General features: G+C 54.0%; 16 protein-coding genes and 3 pseudogenes. 8 read left to right on the plus strand and 11 right to left on the minus strand.

Annotation, left to right across the window (positions count from 1 at the left end; translation table 11 throughout):
- The first annotated feature begins 11 nt into the window (after window positions 1-11).
- A complete protein-coding gene (locus GJV78_RS05790) occupies window positions 12-566 on the plus strand; it encodes a YgjV family protein (protein ID WP_155107432.1) in 555 nt (184 codons plus the stop codon).
- 15 nt (window positions 567-581) lie between these two features.
- On the opposite strand, the gene sstT is transcribed toward GJV78_RS05790, so the two are convergent.
- From sstT to GJV78_RS05815, 5 genes are all read right to left on the minus strand, one after another.
- Complete coding sequence (gene sstT, locus GJV78_RS05795) at window positions 582-1,826, minus strand: serine/threonine transporter SstT (RefSeq protein ID WP_155107433.1); 1,245 nt, start codon at window positions 1,824-1,826, stop codon at window positions 582-584.
- A 248-nt stretch (window positions 1,827-2,074) separates the two neighbouring features.
- Window positions 2,075-3,040, minus strand: a complete 966-nt coding sequence (locus tag GJV78_RS05800; protein ID WP_155107434.1) for a TerC family protein — start codon at window positions 3,038-3,040, stop codon at window positions 2,075-2,077.
- Between the two features lie 271 nt (window positions 3,041-3,311).
- Window positions 3,312-4,310 carry a Gfo/Idh/MocA family protein gene (locus GJV78_RS05805; protein ID WP_155107435.1) on the minus strand — a complete coding sequence of 333 codons (999 nt, stop codon included), beginning with the start codon at window positions 4,308-4,310 and terminating at the stop codon, window positions 3,312-3,314.
- Window positions 4,311-4,405: 95 nt separating this feature from the next.
- Entirely contained in the window at window positions 4,406-5,098 is a 693-nt protein-coding gene (locus GJV78_RS05810; RefSeq protein WP_155107436.1) for a SanA/YdcF family protein, read from the minus strand.
- Between the two features lie 79 nt (window positions 5,099-5,177).
- Window positions 5,178-5,681, minus strand: coding sequence for a M48 metallopeptidase family protein (locus tag GJV78_RS05815; protein ID WP_155107437.1), 504 nt, complete (start codon window positions 5,679-5,681; stop codon window positions 5,178-5,180).
- A gap of 152 nt (window positions 5,682-5,833) precedes the next feature.
- Here GJV78_RS05815 and rlmG point away from each other — a divergent pair, with 152 nt between their 5' ends.
- Window positions 5,834-6,970 (plus strand): 23S rRNA (guanine(1835)-N(2))-methyltransferase RlmG, encoded by a 1,137-nt coding sequence (rlmG, locus tag GJV78_RS05820; protein ID WP_155107438.1) that lies wholly within the window; start codon window positions 5,834-5,836, stop codon window positions 6,968-6,970.
- 58 nt (window positions 6,971-7,028) lie between these two features.
- Here rlmG and GJV78_RS05825 read toward each other — a convergent pair whose 3' ends face one another.
- Window positions 7,029-9,047 carry an NADPH-dependent 2,4-dienoyl-CoA reductase gene (locus tag GJV78_RS05825; protein WP_155107439.1) on the minus strand — a complete coding sequence of 673 codons (2,019 nt, stop codon included), beginning with the start codon at window positions 9,045-9,047 and terminating at the stop codon, window positions 7,029-7,031.
- Between the two features lie 316 nt (window positions 9,048-9,363).
- Complete coding sequence (locus tag GJV78_RS05830; protein ID WP_155107440.1) at window positions 9,364-9,612, minus strand: hypothetical protein; 249 nt, start codon at window positions 9,610-9,612, stop codon at window positions 9,364-9,366.
- A gap of 111 nt (window positions 9,613-9,723) precedes the next feature.
- Here GJV78_RS05830 and GJV78_RS05835 point away from each other — a divergent pair, with 111 nt between their 5' ends.
- Complete coding sequence (locus GJV78_RS05835; RefSeq protein WP_155107441.1) at window positions 9,724-11,289, plus strand: methyl-accepting chemotaxis protein; 1,566 nt, start codon at window positions 9,724-9,726, stop codon at window positions 11,287-11,289.
- On the opposite strand, the gene GJV78_RS05840 is transcribed toward GJV78_RS05835, so the two are convergent.
- Window positions 11,286-11,810: a PadR family transcriptional regulator gene (locus GJV78_RS05840; RefSeq protein WP_155107442.1), complete on the minus strand. Its 525-nt coding sequence runs from the start codon at window positions 11,808-11,810 to the stop codon at window positions 11,286-11,288. The two genes, GJV78_RS05835 and GJV78_RS05840, sit on opposite strands and share 4 nt — an antisense overlap.
- Window positions 11,811-12,042: 232 nt before the next feature.
- Between GJV78_RS05840 and GJV78_RS05845 the strand changes: the two genes are divergently transcribed.
- Both GJV78_RS05845 and GJV78_RS05850 read left to right on the plus strand, forming a co-directional pair.
- A complete protein-coding gene (locus tag GJV78_RS05845; RefSeq protein ID WP_155107443.1) occupies window positions 12,043-12,810 on the plus strand; it encodes a siderophore-interacting protein in 768 nt (255 codons plus the stop codon).
- Window positions 12,811-13,035: 225 nt separating this feature from the next.
- Window positions 13,036-14,331, plus strand: coding sequence for an HAD family hydrolase (locus GJV78_RS05850; protein ID WP_155107444.1), 1,296 nt, complete (start codon window positions 13,036-13,038; stop codon window positions 14,329-14,331).
- 364 nt (window positions 14,332-14,695) lie between these two features.
- On the opposite strand, the gene GJV78_RS05855 is transcribed toward GJV78_RS05850, so the two are convergent.
- The gene (locus GJV78_RS05855; RefSeq protein WP_167519394.1) at window positions 14,696-15,298 is read right to left on the minus strand and encodes a DUF6448 family protein; all 603 of its coding nucleotides are present in this window, start codon (window positions 15,296-15,298) and stop codon (window positions 14,696-14,698) included.
- A 44-nt stretch (window positions 15,299-15,342) separates the two neighbouring features.
- Here GJV78_RS05855 and GJV78_RS05860 point away from each other — a divergent pair, with 44 nt between their 5' ends.
- Window positions 15,343-16,668 carry a helix-turn-helix domain-containing protein gene (locus GJV78_RS05860; protein WP_330998787.1) on the plus strand — a complete coding sequence of 442 codons (1,326 nt, stop codon included), beginning with the start codon at window positions 15,343-15,345 and terminating at the stop codon, window positions 16,666-16,668.
- Between the two features lie 510 nt (window positions 16,669-17,178).
- On the opposite strand, the gene GJV78_RS05865 is transcribed toward GJV78_RS05860, so the two are convergent.
- Window positions 17,179-19,011, minus strand: coding sequence for a DUF262 domain-containing protein (locus tag GJV78_RS05865; protein ID WP_209439233.1), 1,833 nt, complete (start codon window positions 19,009-19,011; stop codon window positions 17,179-17,181).
- 183 nt (window positions 19,012-19,194) lie between these two features.
- Window positions 19,195-19,574: pseudogene (locus tag GJV78_RS05870) on the minus strand (IS3 family transposase); the annotation flags it as partial.
- A 209-nt stretch (window positions 19,575-19,783) separates the two neighbouring features.
- Between GJV78_RS05870 and GJV78_RS05875 the strand changes: the two are divergent.
- Both GJV78_RS05875 and GJV78_RS05880 read left to right on the plus strand, forming a co-directional pair.
- Window positions 19,784-20,227, plus strand: a pseudogene (locus tag GJV78_RS05875) (transposase domain-containing protein); the annotation flags it as partial.
- Window positions 20,228-20,270: 43 nt separating this feature from the next.
- Window positions 20,271-20,539, plus strand: a pseudogene (locus GJV78_RS05880) (transposase); the annotation flags it as partial.
- Window positions 20,540-20,600: the final 61 nt, after the last annotated feature.

Here is a 20,600-nt window from a genome sequence, read left to right on the forward strand (position 1 = left end):
GTAAATCGTTTATGACCGCGTATTGGCTGGCCCAGGGCGTGGGCGTTGTTGCTTTTCTGATCGGCATCACCACCTTCTTTAATCGCGATGAGCGCCGCTTTCGGCTGCAGCTGGCGCTCTACAGCGCCATTATCGGCGCGCATTTTTTTCTGATGGGAGCCTGGCCTGCCGGAATGAGCGCCGGGCTGAACAGCGTACGCACGCTGATCTCCATGCGCACCCGCAGGCTGTGGGTGATGGCGCTATTCCTCCTTCTGACGCTGGTGCTGGGGCTGGCGAAACTACAGCACGCCATGGAGCTGCTGCCGATTATCGGCACCCTGGCCAGCACCTGGGCGCTGTTTCGCTGCCGGGGGCTGACGGTGCGCTGCGTGATGTGGTGCGCCACCGCCTGCTGGGTGTGCCATAATTTCTGGCTGGGATCGATTGGCGGCACGCTGATTGAGGGCAGTTTTCTGGTCATCAACGGCCTGAATATTATCCGCTTCTGGCGCATGAAGCGGCGCGGTATCGACCCTTTTCGTATTGAGAAGCGCGTCCAGCAGGAGACGCCCTCCGCCCGCTGACGGAGGGCGGGGGCGCTATCCGCGCAGGGCGTTTTTGACCAGGCGTTCATCTTCGGCCTGGCACGCGGCGGCGGTAAACAGCACGTCGGTGGAGGAGTTCAGCGCCGTTTCGCAGGCGTCCTGCAGTACGCCGATAATAAAGCCGACGGCGACCACCTGCATGGCGATATCGTTTGGAATGCCGAACATATTGCAGGCCAGCGGGATCAGCAGCAGGGAGCCGCCCGCCACGCCGGAGGCACCGCAGGCGCACAGGGAGGCCACCACGCTCAACAGCAGGGCGGTCGGCAGATCCACCGGCACGCCTAAGGTGTGCACTGCGGCCAGGGTCAGCACGGTAATGGTGATCGCCGCGCCCGCCATATTAATGGTTGCGCCCAGCGGAATGGAGACGGAGTAGGTGTCGCGATCCAGGTTCAGCTTCTCGCACAGCGCCATGTTGACCGGAATGTTCGCCGCCGAGCTGCGGGTGAAGAAGGCGTAAACGCCGCTTTCGCGCAGGCAGGTAAATACCAGCGGATAGGGGTTGCGGCGAATTTTCCAGAACACCAGCAGCGGGTTGATGGCCAGGGTCACCAGCAGCATACAGCCAATCAGTACCGCCAGCAGCCGGGCGTAATCCCACAGCACGTCAAAGCCGGTGACCGCCAGCGTCGAGGAGACCAGGCCAAAGATACCGATCGGCGCGAAGCGAATCACCAGCCTGACCATAAACGTGACGGCGCTGGACAGATCGTTGACCAGATTTCGGGTCGTCTCATTGCCCTGGCGCAGGGCAAAGCCGAGGCCCACGGCCCAGACCAGAATCCCGATATAGTTGGCGTTCAGCAGGGCGTCAACCGGGTTCGACACCATGCTCGTTAACAGGCCGCGCAGCACCTCAACGATGCCCGACGGCGGGACAACGTCGTTTGCGCTGCTGGTCAGACTGAGCGTTGATGGAAAGATAAAGCTGAAGACAACCGCGGTCAGCGCGGCGGAGAAGGTGCCCAGCAGGTAGAGGAACAGGATCGGACGAATGGCGGTTTTTTGCCCCTGCTGATGGTTGGCGATGGAGGCCATGACCAGCATCAGTACCAGCACCGGAGCCACGGCCTTCAGCGCGCCGACAAACAGCGTACCCAGCAGACCCGTGGCTTCGGCTGCGGGTTTAGAGACCAGCGCCAGCAAAATGCCCAGTATCAGACCAACCAGAATTTGTTTAACCAGGCTGCCGTGAGCCAAACGCCGGATTAGCCCCGGTGAGCGTTGCGTAGACATGAGTGAATCCTTTTAATGTGTTGATGTTCATCCACCGTACGCTCTGTTGACGTATCTTTCAGGATGTAACAAACCGTTTGCCAGGACGAGTATAAGGAAAGTTGCGCGTTCGGGAAGTTAAATATGCTGGAATTTTCGTGGCGATCAAATTATGTAACTTTGTGTTAACTCTTATTTGACATCGCCGGCGAAAAGCCCGGCGGATGGGGGATCCTCCGGGCCTGAACGGCGGACAGCAAGGTGCCTGATTAGGCCTGCGGTCTTTTATCGCGCCGGTAGTTAACCCAGCCGTTGACCAGCAGCGTGGTCAGCAGAATACCGAAGACCGCGCCCAGAGAGACGGCGATGGGAATATGGTAAAAATCGACGATCAGCATCTTGATACCGATAAACACCAGAATGACCGCCAGCCCATATTTCAGCATGGAAAAGCGCTCCGCCGCGCCCGCCAGCAGAAAATACATCGCGCGCAGGCCGAGGATGGCGAACAGGTTAGAGGTCAGTACGATAAACGGGTCGGTGGTGACCGCGAAGATCGCCGGGATGCTGTCAACGGCGAAGATGACGTCGCTTAACTCCACCAGAATCAGCACCAGCAGCAGCGGCGTGGCGAACAGCAGGCCCTTTTTACGCACAAAAAAGTGTTCGCTTTCGATGGTGTCGGTCATGGGCAGATGGCCGCGTAGCCAGCGGACCAGCGGCTTGTCGCCAATCCCCGATTCATCCTCCTTAGCCAGCGCCATCTTCACGCCGGTAAACAGCAGGAAGGCACCGAAAACGTACAGCATCCATTCGAACTGGGTGATAAGCCAGCTGCCGGCGAAAATCATGATGGTGCGCAGGACGATCGCCCCCAGCACGCCGTAAACCAGCACCCGGCGCTGTAGCGCCGGCGGAACGGAGAAGTAACTGAACAGCATTAACCAGACAAACACGTTGTCCACGGCCAGGGATTTTTCGATCAGATAGCCGGTGAGAAACGCCAGCGCCTGCGGATCGGCGACCTCCCGACCGGCGGTCTCCGTCAGATACCACCAGAAGGCGGCGTTAAACAGCAAAGAGAGCGAGACCCAGATCAGCGACCAGACCGCAGCCTGCCTGATAGTCATGGTATGAGCACCGCGACGCCCCTGAAGCAGGAGGTCGACGGCCAGCATGATGACCACAACGATCGCAAATCCGCCCCATAACAAAGGTGTGCCGACACTATTCATAAATTTTCCTTACGCATAAAAAAGCGGCTAACGTCGGAAGACGCCAGCCGCTGCTTTTTATGCATAGACCTCGCCTTCCGGCAAGGTCTCACTTACAACAAAACAGGAATACGACGACCGTACTCCTGTTCCGCTGCCCGGCGACCGGATGCGGTTTTTCACGCATCGTAATGACGATCGGCCGGCAAAAAAGTTACTCCCCTTTGCGGGTAACAAAGTATGACAGGCCAGGCGTACAGTCAATGACCCGTTACCTCTGTTTTACAGGGTTTTACGCGCTCCGGGGCGGATCGCGCCGGTCCGCCGGAAATACCACGCCGGTCTGACGACGAATTTCCGTAAGCAGCTTCGCGGTGGTGCGACTGATTGCCAGCCCGGCGTGGTCCACCTCGTTATTCTCCACCAGCCGGGCGAACGCCTCCGCCTCATACAGCATGGTATTGATATGCTGCGGCACCGAGAGATCCTGGCTTTTTCCACCGCGCGGCACGAAGCATATCTTCTGGCAGTCGGCGAGCTTTTCTATGACCAGCGAGCCTGATTCGCCCTGAATTTCGCTGTCCACAACGGAGTCGCTTACCTTGGAGTGCTGCAGCGTGACGCTGAAGTCGCCGTAGTCCATGACCACCACCCCGTGGGCGTCGACGCCGCTCTCCAGCAGGCTGGCGGTGGCCTGCACCCCGCGCGGCTCGCCCCACAGCGCCACCGCCGCGGCGAGGCAATAAAAGCCGATGTCCATTATCGAGCCGTTGGAGAAGGCCGGATTGAAGGTGTTGGGATTTTCGCCGGCAAGGTAGCGCGGGTAGCGCGAAGAGTACTGGCAGTAGTTGAGAAACGCCTTGCGCACTCTGCCTGCCTTCGCCAGCGACTGCTGCAGCTGCGCAAAGTTCGGCAGGCTGGCGCTCTTGAACGCTTCGAACAGCACCACCTGGTTTTCGCGGGCGCAGGCGATGGCGGCATCGACCTCCATGAGATTTGATGCCAGCGGCTTCTCGCAGATCACGTGCTTTTTATGGCTGAGGAACAGCCGGGCCTGGGAAAAGTGCAGCGCGTTCGGGCTGGCGATATACACCGCATCAACCGCCTCGCTCTGCGCCAGGGCTTCAGGCGAGGTAAACAGATGTTCGACGGGGTAATCGCTGGCGAAGCGCTGCGCCTGTTCAAGGGTACGGGAGTAGACCGCAGTGAGCTTGTATTTACCGGTTTCATGGGCGGCATCGACAAACTGGCGGGTGATCCAGTTGGTGCCAATCACGGCGAAACGTATCATAAACGGCTTTTGGCTCCATAAGAGAGAGGCTGAGAGGCGTAGTCTGGCACGCCTTTATGACAAAGTCAGTGCGCTGCGGCGCACTCTGGCTTTCATTACGCCGCGGGGCAGCCGTGGGCGCTGTCGGGGCCGATCGTCACCCTGGGGCCAAGGTACTTTGGCTGGCGGTGCAGGATCTTCGCGTCTATCAGGGCGCTGACCCGCGCCAGCTTTTCACGCAGGCGGGTACGGGCACCGTGTTTTATGTTCAGATCCGGGGCGTTGAAGCCTACGGCGTCAATGCCGTACTGCCGGGCCAGCCAGATGGCGCGCTGGTTATGAAACTCCTGAGAAATCACGGTAACCCGGTCTTCGCCAAACACCTTTTGCGCGCGGACAACCGAGTCCAGCGTCGAGAACCCGGCATAGTCGCAAAAGATGGCCTGCTCCGGCACGCCGCGGGCGATAAGCGCCTGCTGCATGGCCGACGGTTCGTCGTAATTTTTCTGACCGTTATCGCCGCTGACCAGCAGCCACTTTACCTTGCCCGCCCGGTAAAGCGCGGCCGCCGAATCAACCCGGCGAACAAAGTAGCGGTTTCCGGGCTTCGCGCCCAGCACGAGGCCGACGCTGCGCGCGGGAACGGCATTGACGTCGCTCCAGGTGAGCGACCGGGTGCTGGTAACGATAAGATGGTTGGCGTAATAGATAGCGGCGGCGGTGGCGGTTATCGTCAGTAAGACGGCAATTATTAACGTCCGTCGGCAGAACAAAAAGCGGCGGATGAAGCGGGCTGTGGGGTGCGCCATGGGTCGTTATCCTTAACGAAAAGGTAAGCCGGTCATTTTATGCCCGCGCCGGCGGGAATATAACCGGCGCGGCGCTTTTTCAGACTTTATCCTGCGCCAGCGACAGCTGCGTCAGCCACAGGCGGATGTCAAACTCCAGCTGATGATACTGCGGCTCCATATGACAGCAGAGCTGATAAAAGGCCTTGTTGTGATCTTTCTCCTTCAGGTGCGCCAGCTCGTGGACGACGATGGCGCGCAGAAACGGCTCCGGCGCGCTGCGGAACACGGTGGCGATGCGGATCTCGGCCTTCGCCTTCAGCCTGCCGCCCTGTACCCGCGACACCGCGGTATGCAGCCCGAGCGCGTTCTTCAGAACGTGAATTTTGCTGTCGTACATCACCTTGTTCACCGGCGGGGCGTTGCGCAGATAACGGCTTTTCAGATCCTGGGTATAGTGCCAGAGCGCCCGATCGGTGGCGCAGTCATGTACGCCGGGATAGCGTTTTTCCAGCACCGCGCCCAGCCGCCGTTCGGCGATCAGCGCGCGTACCTGAGCCAGCAGCGGCTCAGGGTAACCCTGCAGGTAAGTTAGTGGATGCATCGTTGCCTCACAGGCTTTCTCCTTCAGGCCGCCTCCGGGCGCGGCCGCGCTTTACAAAGCAACCTGAATGATTTTGCGTAGCCAAAATAATGTATACTCACGCCCCCTTTACGGGGATGATTACGCCGAAATGTTACCATTCAGGAGGGCCGATGAGCCACTTAGACAACGCTTTCCGTTCGCTGATGCTGAAACGTTTTCCGGAAACGGATGAGGTTAGTCCGCTTCAGGCCTGGGAGGCGGCGGATGAATATCTGCTGCAGCAGCTGGACGAGGTAGAAATCAGCGGGCCGCTCCTGATCCTCAACGACGCCTTCGGCGCGCTGAGCTGCGCCCTTGCCGAGCATTCGCCCTACAGCATCGGCGACTCTTACCTGAGCGAGCTGGCGATCCGCGAAAATTTACGCCATAACGCGCTCCCGGAAGCCAGCGTGAAGTTTCTCGACAGTACCGCAGATTATCCGCAGGCACCGGCTATTGTGCTGATTAAAATCCCGAAAACGCTGGCGCTGCTGGAGCAGCAGCTGCGGGCGCTGCGTAAAGTGGTCACCCCCGGGACCCGCATTATCGGCGGGGCCAGGGCGCGTGATATTCACACCTCCACGCTGGCGCTGTTTGAAAAGGTGCTCGGTCCGACCACCACCACCCTGGCGTGGAAAAAAGCCCGTCTGATTAACTGTACCTTTAGCGGGCCCGCGCTGGCCGATGCGCCCGAAACCCTGAGCTGGCCGCTGGAGGGCACCGGCTGGACCATTCACAACCACGCCAACGTCTTCTCGCGGACCGGGCTGGATATCGGCGCGCGCTTCTTTATGCAGCACCTGCCGGAGAATCTGGAGGGGGAGATTGTCGATCTCGGCTGCGGCAACGGGGTTATCGGCCTGACGCTGCTGGAAAAGAATCCCCAGGCGCGGGTGATGTTTGTCGATGAGTCGCCGATGGCCGTCGCTTCCAGCCGCCTGAACGTGGAAACTAACCTTCCAGGGGCCTTCGAACGCTGCGAATTTATGATTAACAACGCGCTTTCCGGGGTGGAGCCTTTCCGCTTCAGCGCCGTGTTCTGCAATCCGCCGTTTCACCAGAAGCACGCGCTGACGGACAATATCGCCTGGGAGATGTTCCATCACGCGCGCCGCTGCCTGAAGGTCAATGGCGAGCTGTACATTGTGGCGAACCGCCATCTTGACTACTTCCACAAGCTGAAGAAGGTGTTCGGCAACTGTGCCACCGTGGCCACCAATACGAAATTTGTCATTCTGAAAGCGGTGAAAACGGGCCGCCGCCGCTAAGCGCCGCCCGACCCCGCGGCGCTCCGGTACGGAAGGCGGTCAGCCAAAGGCGATGGCGCTAAATCGCCAGCGCCAGGCGGGTGCCCTGGGCGATGGCGCGGCGGGCGTCCAGCTCTGCCGCGACGTCGCATCCGCCAATCAGATGAACCGTTTTTCCCGCCGCGCGCAGCGGCTCCGCCAGCTCGCGGTTTGGCTCCTGGCCCGCGCAGATCACGATATGATCCACCGCCAGAGTTTGCGGCCTGCCGTCGATCAGCAGGTGCAGCCCCGCGTCGTCGATCTTCTGGTAGGTCACCGATGGGATCATGCGGACCCCGCGCGCCAGCAGGGTGGCGCGGTGGATCCAGCCGGTGGTTTTCCCTAACCCCTGCCCCGGCCGGCCGGCGCTGCGCTGGAGCATCACGATCTGCCGCTGGCTGCGCGCCGGGTGCGGCCCCTCCGGGAGCAGGCCGCCTGGCCCGCGCAGGGTGGTGTCGATCCCCCATTCCGCGCAGAACCCGGTAATGTCCTGGCTGGTGGGGCTGTCGGACTGGCTGAGATACAGCGCGGTATCGAAGCCGATTCCGCCACAGCCAATAATCGCCACCCGCCTGCCCACCGGCACGTTATCCCGCAGCACCGCCAGATAGCTCAATACCTTAGGGTGATCGATACCGTCGATGGGCGGTTGGCGCGGGACGATCCCGCTGGCAAGGATCGCCTCGTCAAACGGGCGCAAATCCTCCGCGGTGGCGTACTGGCCAAGGCGCAGGTTGACGCCGGTGACGTCGAGCATCCGCCTGTAGTAGCGCAGCGTGGCGGAAAACTCCTCTTTGCCGGGGATCTGTCTGGCAACGTTAAACTGGCCGCCGATCTCGTTCCGGGCGTCAAACAGCGTCACCCGATGACCGCGCGCCGCCGCGTTAACGGCAAAGGCGAGGCCCGCCGGACCCGCGCCTACGACCGCCAGATCTTTACTGCGCCGGGCCGGGACGATCGGCATGAGGGTTTCATGGCAGGCGCGGGGATTCACCAGGCAGGAGGTGACCTTGCCGACGAAGATCCGATCCAGGCAGGCCTGATTACAGGCGATGCAGGTATTGATCTCTTCGGCGCGTCCGGACTGCGCTTTTGACAGCAGCTCGGCGTCGGCCAGAAACGGCCGCGCCATCGACACCATATCGGCGTCGCCGTGAGCCAGAATCGTCTCGGCCACCTGCGGATCGTTAATCCGGTTGGTGGCGATCAGCGGCAGCGTCACGTGCGCCTTCAGCCTGCGCGTGACCCAGCTGAAGGCACCGCGCGGCACCGGGGCCGCAATGGTGGGAATACGCGCTTCATGCCAGCCGATGCCGGTATTAATCAGCGTTGCGCCCGCCGCCTCAACCGCCTGCGCTAATTGTACGGTTTCCTCAAAGGTGCTGCCGTCCTCCACCAGATCGAGCATCGACAGGCGGTAAATAATAATAAAATTGCGCCCCGTCCGCTGCCGGATCGCCCGCACCACCTCCACGGCGAAGCGCATGCGGCTGGCGTAATCGCCGCCCCACCGATCGGTGCGCCGGTTAGTGCGGCGGGTAAGGAACTCGTTGATCAGATATCCCTCGGACCCCATCACCTCCACGCCGTCATAGCCCGCCTCCTGCGCCAGCTGCGCGCAGCGGGCGAAATCAGCGATCAGTTGTAAAATTTCCTCATGGGTCAGGGCGTGCGGCACCACGCGGCCGATCGGTGCCTGGATCGGCGAGGGGGCCACCGGATGTGGCTGATAGCTGTAGCGGCCGGTATGAAGGATCTGCAGGGCGATTTTGCCGCCCTCCCGGTGCACCGCATCGACGATGGTCCGGTGGTGCGGCAGCTGCCCGGCGTCGTTCAGGGTTGCGCTGCCCGTCGTCGTTACGCCGGACGGCGAGGGGGCGATGCCGCCGGTGACGATCAGCGCCACCCCGTGGCGGGCGCGCTCGGCGTAAAAGGCCGCCAGACGCTCCGCGCCGTCGGAGCGTTCTTCAAGCCCGGTGTGCATTGAGCCCATCAGAACCCGGTTTTTCAGCCGGGTGAAGCCCAGATCGAGCGGAGCGAACAGCAGCGGATAGCGCATAGAAGATCCAGTATGTAAAATAATTGTTGCGTGGTCGGATGAGTTACTAATCTAGCCATCGCCAGAAAAAAGGGAAAAGGGGAATGCGCTGATTGTGACGGATTTCAAAGAAAGGGGCCGGTCCGGCCGGATGACCTTTCCGCTATGGGGCGGATACCGGTTCATGCCGCCTGTCGGCCGCCTCAGGGGCGGCTTACTGCGCCCTGTTCTGTCGATGTCCCGCGCCCGGACTCTGTTCTGTCCCGGCTGCGCGTCGAAGCTGGCACATGGAATAACAGGTCTCTCTTTAGCGATGGAGATCTCTGTCGTTAATCGTTTACGCTAAGCGGAGCGCCTGTTTTTTCTCACCACGGCGCGCAGCCTTAATAAGTATTTTCTTAATATTCAAATTATTCAGATTGAAATGAAACGTACTTTTCCGGAGTGCGAAGGCGCTGCCGCTATCACCCGTAAGTATTGATTTTATTAATAAATAAAAGCAGAAAACGGCAGTCTCTCTTATGCTAAATTGTTTTCTGAAGAGAACGGCATCCGCATTTAATTGTTTTTTTATGGGTTGTGCCAATGGCCTGCCTGTGTTCTTGAGTTAATTCTTAAAATCAAACGCTTCTGTAAAGTTATCTTTTTTATTACCGATAACGAGTTTGCCTTAAGAATAAGGTTTAAAGGAGGAAGTATGTCAATCGGTAATCTAAAAATACGTTCAAAACTACTCATTGCCTTCGGCTTTTTTATTGTGATCATTACAGCAAGTTCCGTCATTTCTTTATTAAGCCTTAACCACACCAACAGCGGCGTGCAGAATATTATTAATGAGGTCTATCCTGCGACGGTAAAGGCCAACAAACTTGTTGATAGCGTTAACGAGTTTATCGTGCTGCAACAGCATATTATGCTGGATGAGGAGGGGCGCTGGAGCCAGGGAATCACTGAGCGTATGGACAAACTTTCCCAAAGCGTGAGCGAAATAATTGATGAATTCAATACAAATTATTCCGATCCCGCGTCGCAAAAAATTCTCGCTGAAATCCGCGACGTTCGCCAGCAGTATAAGGAGTCGCGTATGCGCGTGATGCAGTCGTTGCAGAGCCGTGATCATGAAGCCGCCCTGCAGGAAATGATGACCACAGGGGTGCGTACGCAGAAGCTGTATATCGAAAAAATTAATCAGCTAATCGAAATGAAAAACAACCAGATGGTACGCATCGGGGCGCAGGTGGAGAGTGAATATAATATCAATCGCATGTTGTTGAGCGCCCTGGCCCTGCTCAGTATTATCGCTGGCTGTCTGATGGGCTGGTATATTGTGCGTTCTATTACCCGGCCGTTGAATGAGGCCGTACACTTTGCTGAGGCAATTGCCGAAGGGGATCTGACTCGCAATATTTCTATTACGCAGAGGGATGAAACCGGAATGCTGCTGCAGGCGCTGATGGCCATGAAAGCGCGTCTGGTGGAAATTGTCCGGGAAGTTCAGAACGGCTCCGTGAGTATCTCTACCGCCGCGGCGCAAATCATGGCGGGCAACCAGGATCTGGCCGGGCGTACTGAAGAGCAGGCCAGCTCGGTAGAGCAGACGGCGGCGTCGATGGAGCAGATCACCGCCACGGTGAAAAATACCGCCGGACACGCCAGCGAAGCGACAAATATTGCGGCCGATGCGGGAAGGGTGGTGAAGGATAACGGTGAGATGATGAGCCTGGTTACCCGGAAAATGCGGACCATCAATGAGACCGCGAACCGGATGTCGGATATCATTAACCTCATTGACGCCATTGCTTTCCAGACCAATATTCTGGCGCTTAACGCGGCCGTGGAAGCGGCGCGAGCCGGCGAGCACGGGCGTGGTTTTGCGGTGGTAGCTGGTGAAGTGCGCCAGCTGGCGCAGAAAAGCGCCTCCTCCGCCAGTGAAATCCGCACGCTTATTGAAGACTCAACTCACCAGACCCGCGAGGGGATGGAGCTGGTGGAGAAAGCCGGTTCGCTTATCAACGGCATGGTGCAAAACGTTGAGGAGATGAACGTTATCCTGCGCGAAATTGGGCAGGCCAGCCGTGAGCAAAGCGACGGCATTTCGCAGATTAACAGCGCCATCGGCCTGATTGACTCCGCCACCCAGCAGAACTCCAGCCTGGTGGAAGAGTCCGTTGCGGCGGCCGCGTCGCTGAATGACCAGGCGCTGCACTTAAAAGAGCTGGTGAATGTGTTCCGCGTAGATGAGCCTGGCGCGCAGCCCGCTTAATCCAGCTGTGAGATATCCAGCGCCGCGCGATCGATGATACCAATAATTTTTTTGAGCTGCGCGGGGCTGATATCGCCCTGATTGACCCGTAAATCGAGTACGGCTTTGAAGTTATCCAGCGCCCGTTTCATCTGCGGGTTTTTGCGTAGCTCAAAACCGACGCTGCGCGCTTGTACCCGCGCCTGAATGTGCGCCAGCTGTTGGCGATTTTCAGCCAGCCAGTTCTGACCCTGCGCCGTGATGGTGATCTTTTTACGGCCGCTGTTCTCTTCTTTGATGGTAATCAGCGCCTGATCCTGCAAAAAGTCCAGCGTCGGATAGATAACGCCCGGGCTTGGCGTATAGCTGCCGTGGGTTAGCGCCTCAATCGCCTTGATTAGCTCATAGCCGTGGCTGGCTTCGCGAGAGAGGATATCAAGGATCACCAGCCGCAGTTCGCCGTGACCAAAAAGGCGCTGTCGACGGCCGCCTCCGCGATCGGGATGAGGCGCTTTATCGCCCTCTTCGTGTGGATGTGACATAACGTGCTCCTTAGTCAGATATATCTAACTTATATCTGAATCATGCCGTCGGGCAAAGCGTAATAATTTTTTGATTTTAACTATTTGATAATAATGAATTAATTTGCATACATCGTGTATGTTAAACGCCGTCTGCGGGGATAAAAAAGCGCTTGCAAATTCCATAATTAACAATCATTATCATTTGAAAATTAAATTCGATATATCTGATTATCCCTGTGAAGGTAAAAAAATGACGATGACATCTGCACCCTATCCCCAGCGCGTACGCAATGCGCTGCGCTTTCGTGAACTTACCGTACGGCGCGTTGAGCGTATCAGCGCTGGCTTTCAGCGCGTGGTGCTTGGCGGCGACGCCCTTGACGGCTTCAGCTCGCGCGGCTTTGACGATCACACGAAGGTATTTTTTCCCGAACCGGGCAGCCATTTTGTGCTCCCGACGGTAACCGATGAGGGCATTGACTGGGGCCAGGGCGTACGCCCGGCGTCGCGCGACTATACCCCTCTGTACGATGAGAGCCGTCACGAGCTGGCGCTGGATTTTTTCATTCACGAGGGGGGGATCGCCAGCACGTGGGCGATGCAGGCCCGCGAAGGCGACAGCCTTACCATTGGCGGGCCGCGCGGTTCGCTGGTGGTGCCAGAGGCGTATGCGTACCAGCTGTATGTCTGCGATGAATCGGGTATGCCCGCGCTGCGGCGTCGTCTGGAGGCGCTCAGCCAGTTGAGCGTGCGGCCTGATGTCATTGCGCTGGTTAGCGTGCAGGACGCCGCATATCAGGATTATCTTGCCCATCTCGACGGGTTTAACATTACCTGGATGCCTCATGACGATCGGGCGCTGGATGAGCGGCTGGCGCAGCTTGCGGTGCCTGAAAAGGATTACTTTATCTGGATCACCGGTGAAGGGCGGCGGGTGAAAAAACTCAGCGGCCGTTTTGAAACGGACAGATACGATCCGCAGCTGGTGCGCGCGGCGGCCTACTGGCATCAGAAATAGTCGCGGTCGGATAGGGGCGGCGTCAGGCACCTTTATCGAACGCCAATGTGCGGCTACGCGCCGGTGCGGCGTGCTGGCCGCAGGGGAAAGGATATCTCAGCCTACAATAACGCTTTCAAGAGTTGTGATCTCTGCGCCATAACGCGCCCGGCTGCTGATTTTTGATATGCATAACGCTTTTTTCATGTTATCTGAGGAATCTCTTTTATTAAAAGGAATTTGTTTATGAAATATGCGAAACGTTATATCGCAGTGATGTTAACGATAAATCTGCTGTCATTAAACGCCCGGGCGGCGAGGGTGGAAAGCGTGCCGCCGGCTCCCTCTACTGCTCCGAATATCACAGAAAATACGCCGATGCTGCAGCCGGGGAAGTGGGATAGCTTTAATAAAAAACGTCTTGAGGCCATGCTTGCTAAAGCGAGGCAGGCACCACCTCATACCTACTATGCGGTTTTTGATTTTGATAATACAACCGCGTTCCTGGATATTGAGGAAGCCGCGCTAATCTATCAGCTCGAACATCTGTTATTTTCGATGTCGCCCGAGGAGCTGCGTGAGGTTATTTTAAAAGATATCCCGTTAACGGACTTTGCATCCGCTTATAATAATAAAAATGGCGATCCCGTTAATATTATAAAGGTGAGTGAAGATATTATTGAAAGCTACCGGTGGTTGCACGATAACTACCCGGATTTAACGCAGCAGGAGCGGCTGGTGGAGATCCGCAGAACGCCGCACTACCAGAATTTTATTACAAAAATGCGCTACCTGTATGCTGCGATAGGCGGCACGTTCCGGCATGAGGTCTCTTACCCCTGGGTAACCTATCTGTTTAAAAATATGACGCCAGGGCAGGTTGCTGATTTAACCCAAAAGACCATCGCCTGGCAGCGCTCAACGCCGGTTGAATCCGTCCTTTGGGAAAGCCCCGCGGCGTTGCCGGGCAAGGCCGGCGTCGTCAGCGTTACCTGGCACAATGGTTTCCGTCTGGTGCCCGAAATGCAGGATCTTTATCAGGCCTTACAAAAGGCTGGCGTTGATGTATATGTAATTTCAGCCTCAAACCTTGAGGTGATTAAATCGATTGTTACCCGGCCGCCTTATTCGGTTCCGGAAACACAGGTATTTGCCATGCGTCTGCTGCACACCAGTGATGGAAAACTCACCGCCGGGCTGGACCCTGACTATCCGCAAACCCAGGGGAAAGGGAAGACGGAAACCATACGTAAATTTATTCAGAACAAGTACGCCGGAAAAGGCCCGCTGCTGGTGGCGGGCGACAGCGAGGGCGATCAGAATATGATGAGCGATTTTCCGGACACGGAAGTGGTTCTGATTATTAATCGTCTGCGCCCGGCCGACTCGGTTATTGGCCAGCTGTCGAAGCGGGCGGTGGAAGAGTATAAGCAGAAAGATGCCAAAATTTTACTGCAGGGGCGTAACGATAATACCGGAGAGTTTATCGCCGCGCAGATCCACTACCCGCTGGGGAAAAAAATAGGGCAGAAGGTGAAGTAACATTATGGCGTTAATAACGTCGGGGCCTGCCGGACAGGCCCGACAATATGCGCAATTCGATAATGCAGGTTTATACCCGTCATACTTCAGGCTGCATGTGAGTTGGCTTTATGCGGCCCAGGGGCCTTATCCCTTCGGGGCCAGCCCGGGCTGTTCAAAACGCGCTACGTTTTGTCATGCAACCCGAATTATTTTGGGTCTCTCAATGAAGGTGAGAATTTTGTTGGCGCTATGGCCTCTGTTTTTCTCTGGCGGACACGGCGTCTAACGGTATTTTTTAACCTAAACCAACCGGCAGTTGAGGGCCGCCTTCGTAACGATGCGCCTGAAGCGTTCAGCGTCGTTCGACGGTAGCCGTAGAGCCTTAGTGCTGATGCGCCGTATCGGACGATTTTCCTGCCGCCAGCCCGTTCACCTTCTCAACAAAATGCACATAGTGAATGTAGTCATTGACATATTCGCGGCCCTGCTTAACCGACTGATTCGCCAGTTGCTTGCTGTGTTGGGCTTTGGCAAATTTTTCCCGGATAGCATGCTCAACGTTGGCGGTCACCTTCGCCACCAGGCTATCAACGCTGTTGGCGCTGAGCGCGGCATCAGCTTCTTGTACAACCGCGGGGATATGGTCTGCCGGTTTCACTCCGGTAAATGATGCACCTTCCGCTTCACGATGAATACGCACTAGGGTGGTAAAAAGATGCTGCCTGGCCTTCTCCTGAGAGGTCTGGCTGCCGCCTTGTTGGCTCATTGCCTCGTCAAATGCCTTCCTGACGGCATCTTCACGGTTTTCTGGTACCCATTTTAATAATGGGGTAACATCACGCGCCTGGAGGGCGCTTTTAGCCTCGGTGAGCACCGGTCCGTCCAGGCTGTCGCAGTGGGCAAACGCCGTTGTGCTTACGGCCATTCCCGCAAGGAGCATGATGCTCGCGCACAGGGTTGTTCTGATCTTTTTCTGCTTTTTCACAATAATACTCCCGGGTCTCTTTCGACCTGTTCATCTGCTTTTTTGTGGTTAGTAGAAGTAGAATTTCAGACCTCTACCGATTTGGCATCAGAGTACCGGCGCGTAGCCAGGGAGTCGTTCGAATTGATAAAGTCGAACCTGCGAAACGTAAAGTCGAACGTTCCGCTGACACAGGGCGGTGCGGTGCCCGTCCCCTATGTCTTGTTTTAAATTATTGGTGCCAGTGCATGCTGAATGAGCTCTCTGTTTTTCTTCTGGCTGCAGGAATGATGCAGGCGGTATTGCTCTCTGTGTTTCTACTTTTGCCGTCTAACATCAGACAGACCAGTAACCGGCTGTTGGTGGCCGTCCTGCTGACCGTGGCCGCCGGTTTTGGTGAACTGTTCCTCTATGGCAGCGGCGTGAGTTTTTTGCACCCGAACTACGCCTATATCGGCACGCTCATCTCTTTGCTTCAGCCACCGGCCATCTATCTGTACACCCGCTCGCTGATGTATCGCCATTTTCAAATCCGGCTAACCCATGCCGTACACTTAATCCCGTTCGCAGCGGGGCTGATTGTGTACTTGACGCTGTATGTTCCACTCTCTGAATCGGCAAAAATATCACTCTTACAGCAGCAGGATTTACCAGGAATGCCGGTATCACTGCCCCTTGCACTGGCCTATCACGGGGCCTTTCTCGGCTGGCTGGGCTATTCACTCAGCCGCCTGCGCTCATTTAATTCGGATATTCAGCATCTTTATTCCGATATCGCCCGCCAGCAAATGCTCTGGCTCCGCTTCCTGCTGTCAGGCTACGCGGGGCTTTGGATAGTCAGCATCATTTGCTGCCTGTTTTTCTATTTGTTCAGGCTAACCGATAAGACGGCCTGGGTACTGCCCGTTGTCAGCATGGCGGGATTTGCGTTTATTAATACGTTATTAATTTGCGCGCTGCGCCAGCCCGCTGCGTTTATGGGGCTAACGCAGGAGGATGAAACTCTGCTGGAGGATATTCAGCCGATTAAGGCTCCGCCGTTACCGGCGTCTGAGCAGGTGGATAAGGTCGCGGAATTTATGCGTCGGAATCAGCCATTTCTGGATTCTACCCTGTCTTTAAGCCAGCTTGCGCGGCAGATCAAACTCTCGCCGCACGATCTCTCTGCCATTATCAACAACGGGTTTCAGCAGAACTTTTTTACGTTTATCAGCGAGTATCGAATAGAGTATGCGAAAAAGCTGCTGGCGACGGCGGAAGATAAGCGAACTATTCTTGATATTATGTATGCCTCGGGTTTTAACTCTAAATCGGTCTTTAACACGGCGTTTAAAAAGCAAACTGGCGTAACGCCTTCGGAATATCGGCGGCAACAACCTTCCTCTTCATAAGGATATAAAAGCTACTGGCATTAACATCAAGTATTACACTCAATGGGAATAAAAATTGATTGATGATGGTTTGGTTATTCAAGATGGCGACTTGCTGGCAGTGAAATACATACGGAAAGTGGGTAACTAAATGGTTTTCTGATGGGGGTTATGGAATATTTGAAACTAAAATCAATACCTTACGATTATATGTAAGGGCTGAGTGGGAAAGTGCTGTAATCCTTGTCGGTACTAAATAGCTGCGTCTAATACCGCTACACCTGCCGGTTACTGACATATGGCTGGTTGCGTACGGGCAACGCATTTCAGACCCGATTCGGTGCGGTCAGGCAGAGGTAACGGCCCCAATACCTTGCCCTGCAAGCGCCAGACGAAAGTGGAGCGCTATTCCGCGCAGCTATTTAGCTTCAAGAGAGATATAGGTTATACGCATTGGGAAGGCGATGGGAATATTAGCAAGTGGGTTGATGGCGGCCCATAAGGGCTCTTCGGAGCCCTTATACATGATAACTATATTTTCCAAACGGTATTATAAGCAAGTAGGGCTATTTCTTCTGTTTTGTTATTTATTTTTTCCTCATCCCAAGTATCAACATTCTTATTCTCTTCGCAAAATTTTTTTGTGTAGATGAAATTACTCTTATTATAAATTTTAACTTTCTTGGTGAAATTGGCTGTTTTTGCTTGTAAATTCCCACTGGATCCTAATGGGAGTAAGTTTCCTACCATACCTATATAATGAAGACCCGTTGCCTGAGGAGTTATATGTTCAAGTGTGATATCTAGAGGAACTACCTCATCATTTCCTCGAATATTTCTTTCGATTGTAGCATAAATATATTGTATCAACCTTCTATGAGTTGTTTTTTTCTTGGTGTATTTTATTTCTTTAAATTTTTGCACAAACGTTGATTCTGATGGTACACGATTTATTAGTTTTTCTTTTAACTCCAGCAGAACACCTCTTGCCTCATGTTTACTTTTCGCCTCTAATAATCTTCTTGCAGCAAATGAGTATGTATTCTCAACTCCTGAAGGCCGCTGTGAGCCGATTGCGTTAAATAGGAAATGAAATTTCTCAATCATTTTTAGAGTGCTTGATAATTCATTGTATCTAATCTTTTTACAGCTAAAAGCTTCGAAAAGCGATAATAGAAAAGGCCGGCAAATACTAACATTAAATATCTTGAGAGATAACAAGCTATAATAAATTTGCTTTGCGTGCTGTTCTCGCCAATCATCGAATCTGGGGTCTAAAATTTTTGCGTATACACTGGCATCGTTGCTTATTTTGGTGAGGAAACTTTCACTATTAATTTCCCCTTCAATTATTTTTTGTTTGAATGATTTGTATAGAGAACCCTCACTAACTACAGCGTAATGCCCACTCCACCAATGCCTGATGTAATTTGTTAGTTTGAAGTTTTTATTTCTATCAGAAAAGTCATTGATCATTTTGTTCCACCCTTTCTCTGCATAGTCAACAGGGTGAGATTTTCTCATATCGCTAAATATTTTATTTTTAATTAAATCAGCAGAATCTAGATCCATACCTCTTGCATTAAGAATTTCGAATATAACATAAGCATCGTCTTCGTTGTCTACAATTACTCTGATTATTTTAATTTTTGTTGTTAATTGTTTTGCGACGGCTCTGATGAATTTTATAATTGCTTGGCTGTCTACTTTTTCTGGTTGTATTTGGAACTTTTCTACTATTGTTTCAATTGATGTTAATTTTTCGTAGAAGTAGTTAAATGCCTGTTTTAAGAGCTCATCTTCTAAATTGTTTGTATTCTCATTTGTCTTATTGTAAAATTGGATCGCTAATTTAAAAAAATCACTATCTGATTGTCTGTCAAGTTTAAAATACTTATCTGAGTCTTTATTGTCATCCCCCTCATCTATGCTTACTCCTTCAATATAGTTATCATAAAAGCTTTTTCCAATGCTTTCATTGTCTAGCTCTTTAAGTCTTTGGCAAATGGCACAAATCAAAATAGTTATTATAGTTAGGCGTTGTTGACCATCAACAATACTCAGCCTAAAACCATCCTCATTGCCAGCCAAAACGATCGTGCCAAGGAAATATTCTTGGTGCTCAAATTTATCGTCTATTAATTTTATATTTGATAGGAGGTCAAACCAAAATTCTTGTAATTGCTCTTCAACCCACGAAAACTCCCTCTGATTTCTTGATACATAGTATTGTTTTCTTAAGGAAAATAAATTATCTACGGATAAGGGATGTGCTTTGAATTCCATGATAGCTCCTAGTAAATCGATTTGCAGTGCAAAATTAGTTATAACCCTATAACTTTTCAAATAATTTCCACCGTTCATTTCCTGTGTACTTATCTTTACAACACTATGAAAATGAAAAAGTGTAAATTTCTATACTTGATTCTACTCAGCAATATCCTTTCTTCAAGTATGGGTTTTACATTTTTTATGTATATCTTGAAGAGTGGCGCTCAAACGTGAGCCGCTACTGTCTGATCCTACCCGCGTAATGTGGGCGTGGCACTAAGCGAGATTCTGATTTTCAAATTGTTCCAGACTGAGACCACCGCAGGTACTGTGACGATGAAGCCGATTGTAATCGCACTTGATATAATTAAACCCTGCTGCCCGCATTATTTCCCAGCTGGTAAAGTCCTTTCCGTGGATACATTCCTCCTTCAGCGTGTGGAAGAAGCTTTCCACACAGGCATTGTCGTAACAACAGCCTCTACATTTATACTGCCCCGCAGATAATGGCGTTTCACTAAGTTCTGGTAATCCGTTGAACAGTACTGACCGCCTCTGTCTGTATACTCGATGACATTTTCCGGACATTTACGCCGCCACAACGCCATCTGCAACGTATCGCAGGCAAGCTGTGCCGATATCGACCAGCCAATGACTTACCGCGACCACGGGTCGGCCCCACAACGTCGGAAAAAGCTGCGATTAAGTGGCTCTTCGCTCAATTGGGGGGGACGAAAAGGGAACGCTGGTAAATCAGGCAACAAAAAAGCCACTCCGTCGAGCAATGTCGATCAGTTAAGGATCGGTTGACCGATCCTTAAACTGCGGCACTATAACGGCTTCCACAACAGGGAGCCGTTTTCTTATGCCACTTCTCAAAGATTTGCTCGATTTCAGTGACCATCCGCTTATGCCACCGCCCTCTACGCAACTGTTTGCAGAGCACCTTCCCACCGAGTGGATACAGCACTGCCTGACGCTTTCTGCTCATACGACCGTTCGCCGCCGTCGTTTACCGGGCGACATGGTTATCTGGATGGTGGTGGCTATGGCTTTCTTCCGCAATGAGCCAATTACCGATGTGGTTCGCCGTCTTAACCTGAGCGCGGATGGCGAAGCGGGGATGAACCTGCTGGCCCGCAGCGCTGTCATCCAGGCGCGCCAGCGCGTGGGGGCCGCCCCGGTGGAATGGCTCTTCCGCCAGACCGCACAGATATGGGGCGCGGAACGTTACCTGAAGGATGACTGGCACGGCCTGCAACTTTTTGCCATTGATGGCGCTGTAGTGGATCAGTATTACCGGACACCTCAATAGCCTGTTAAAGTAACAACAGCAAATTGAGGTAACTGAAATGACTCAGCCCAAACAAACCAAACGCCGTTTTCCCCCGAATTCAAACTGGAAGCGATTGAGCAGGTGGTTAAATACCAGCAGTCTGCTGCTGAGGTTGCCCGCGCCCTTGAACTGGAGCCCTGCCAGTTACATAAATGGATACGCCAGTATAAATCTGAAGTGAACGGCGTGACGCCGGACAATCCGGCACTGACGCCAGAACAACGCGAAATCCAGTCGCTCAGGGCCCGGATTAAACGCCTGGAAATGGAAAAAGAAATCCTAAAGCAGGCGGCTGTAGATTCAATCTGAGAGCGTTCAGAATTCTGTGTCACGTTAAAAATGCTAC

Source organism: Intestinirhabdus alba, assembly GCF_009711095.1.
In the GTDB taxonomy this organism is placed as follows: domain Bacteria; phylum Pseudomonadota; class Gammaproteobacteria; order Enterobacterales; family Enterobacteriaceae; genus Intestinirhabdus; species Intestinirhabdus alba.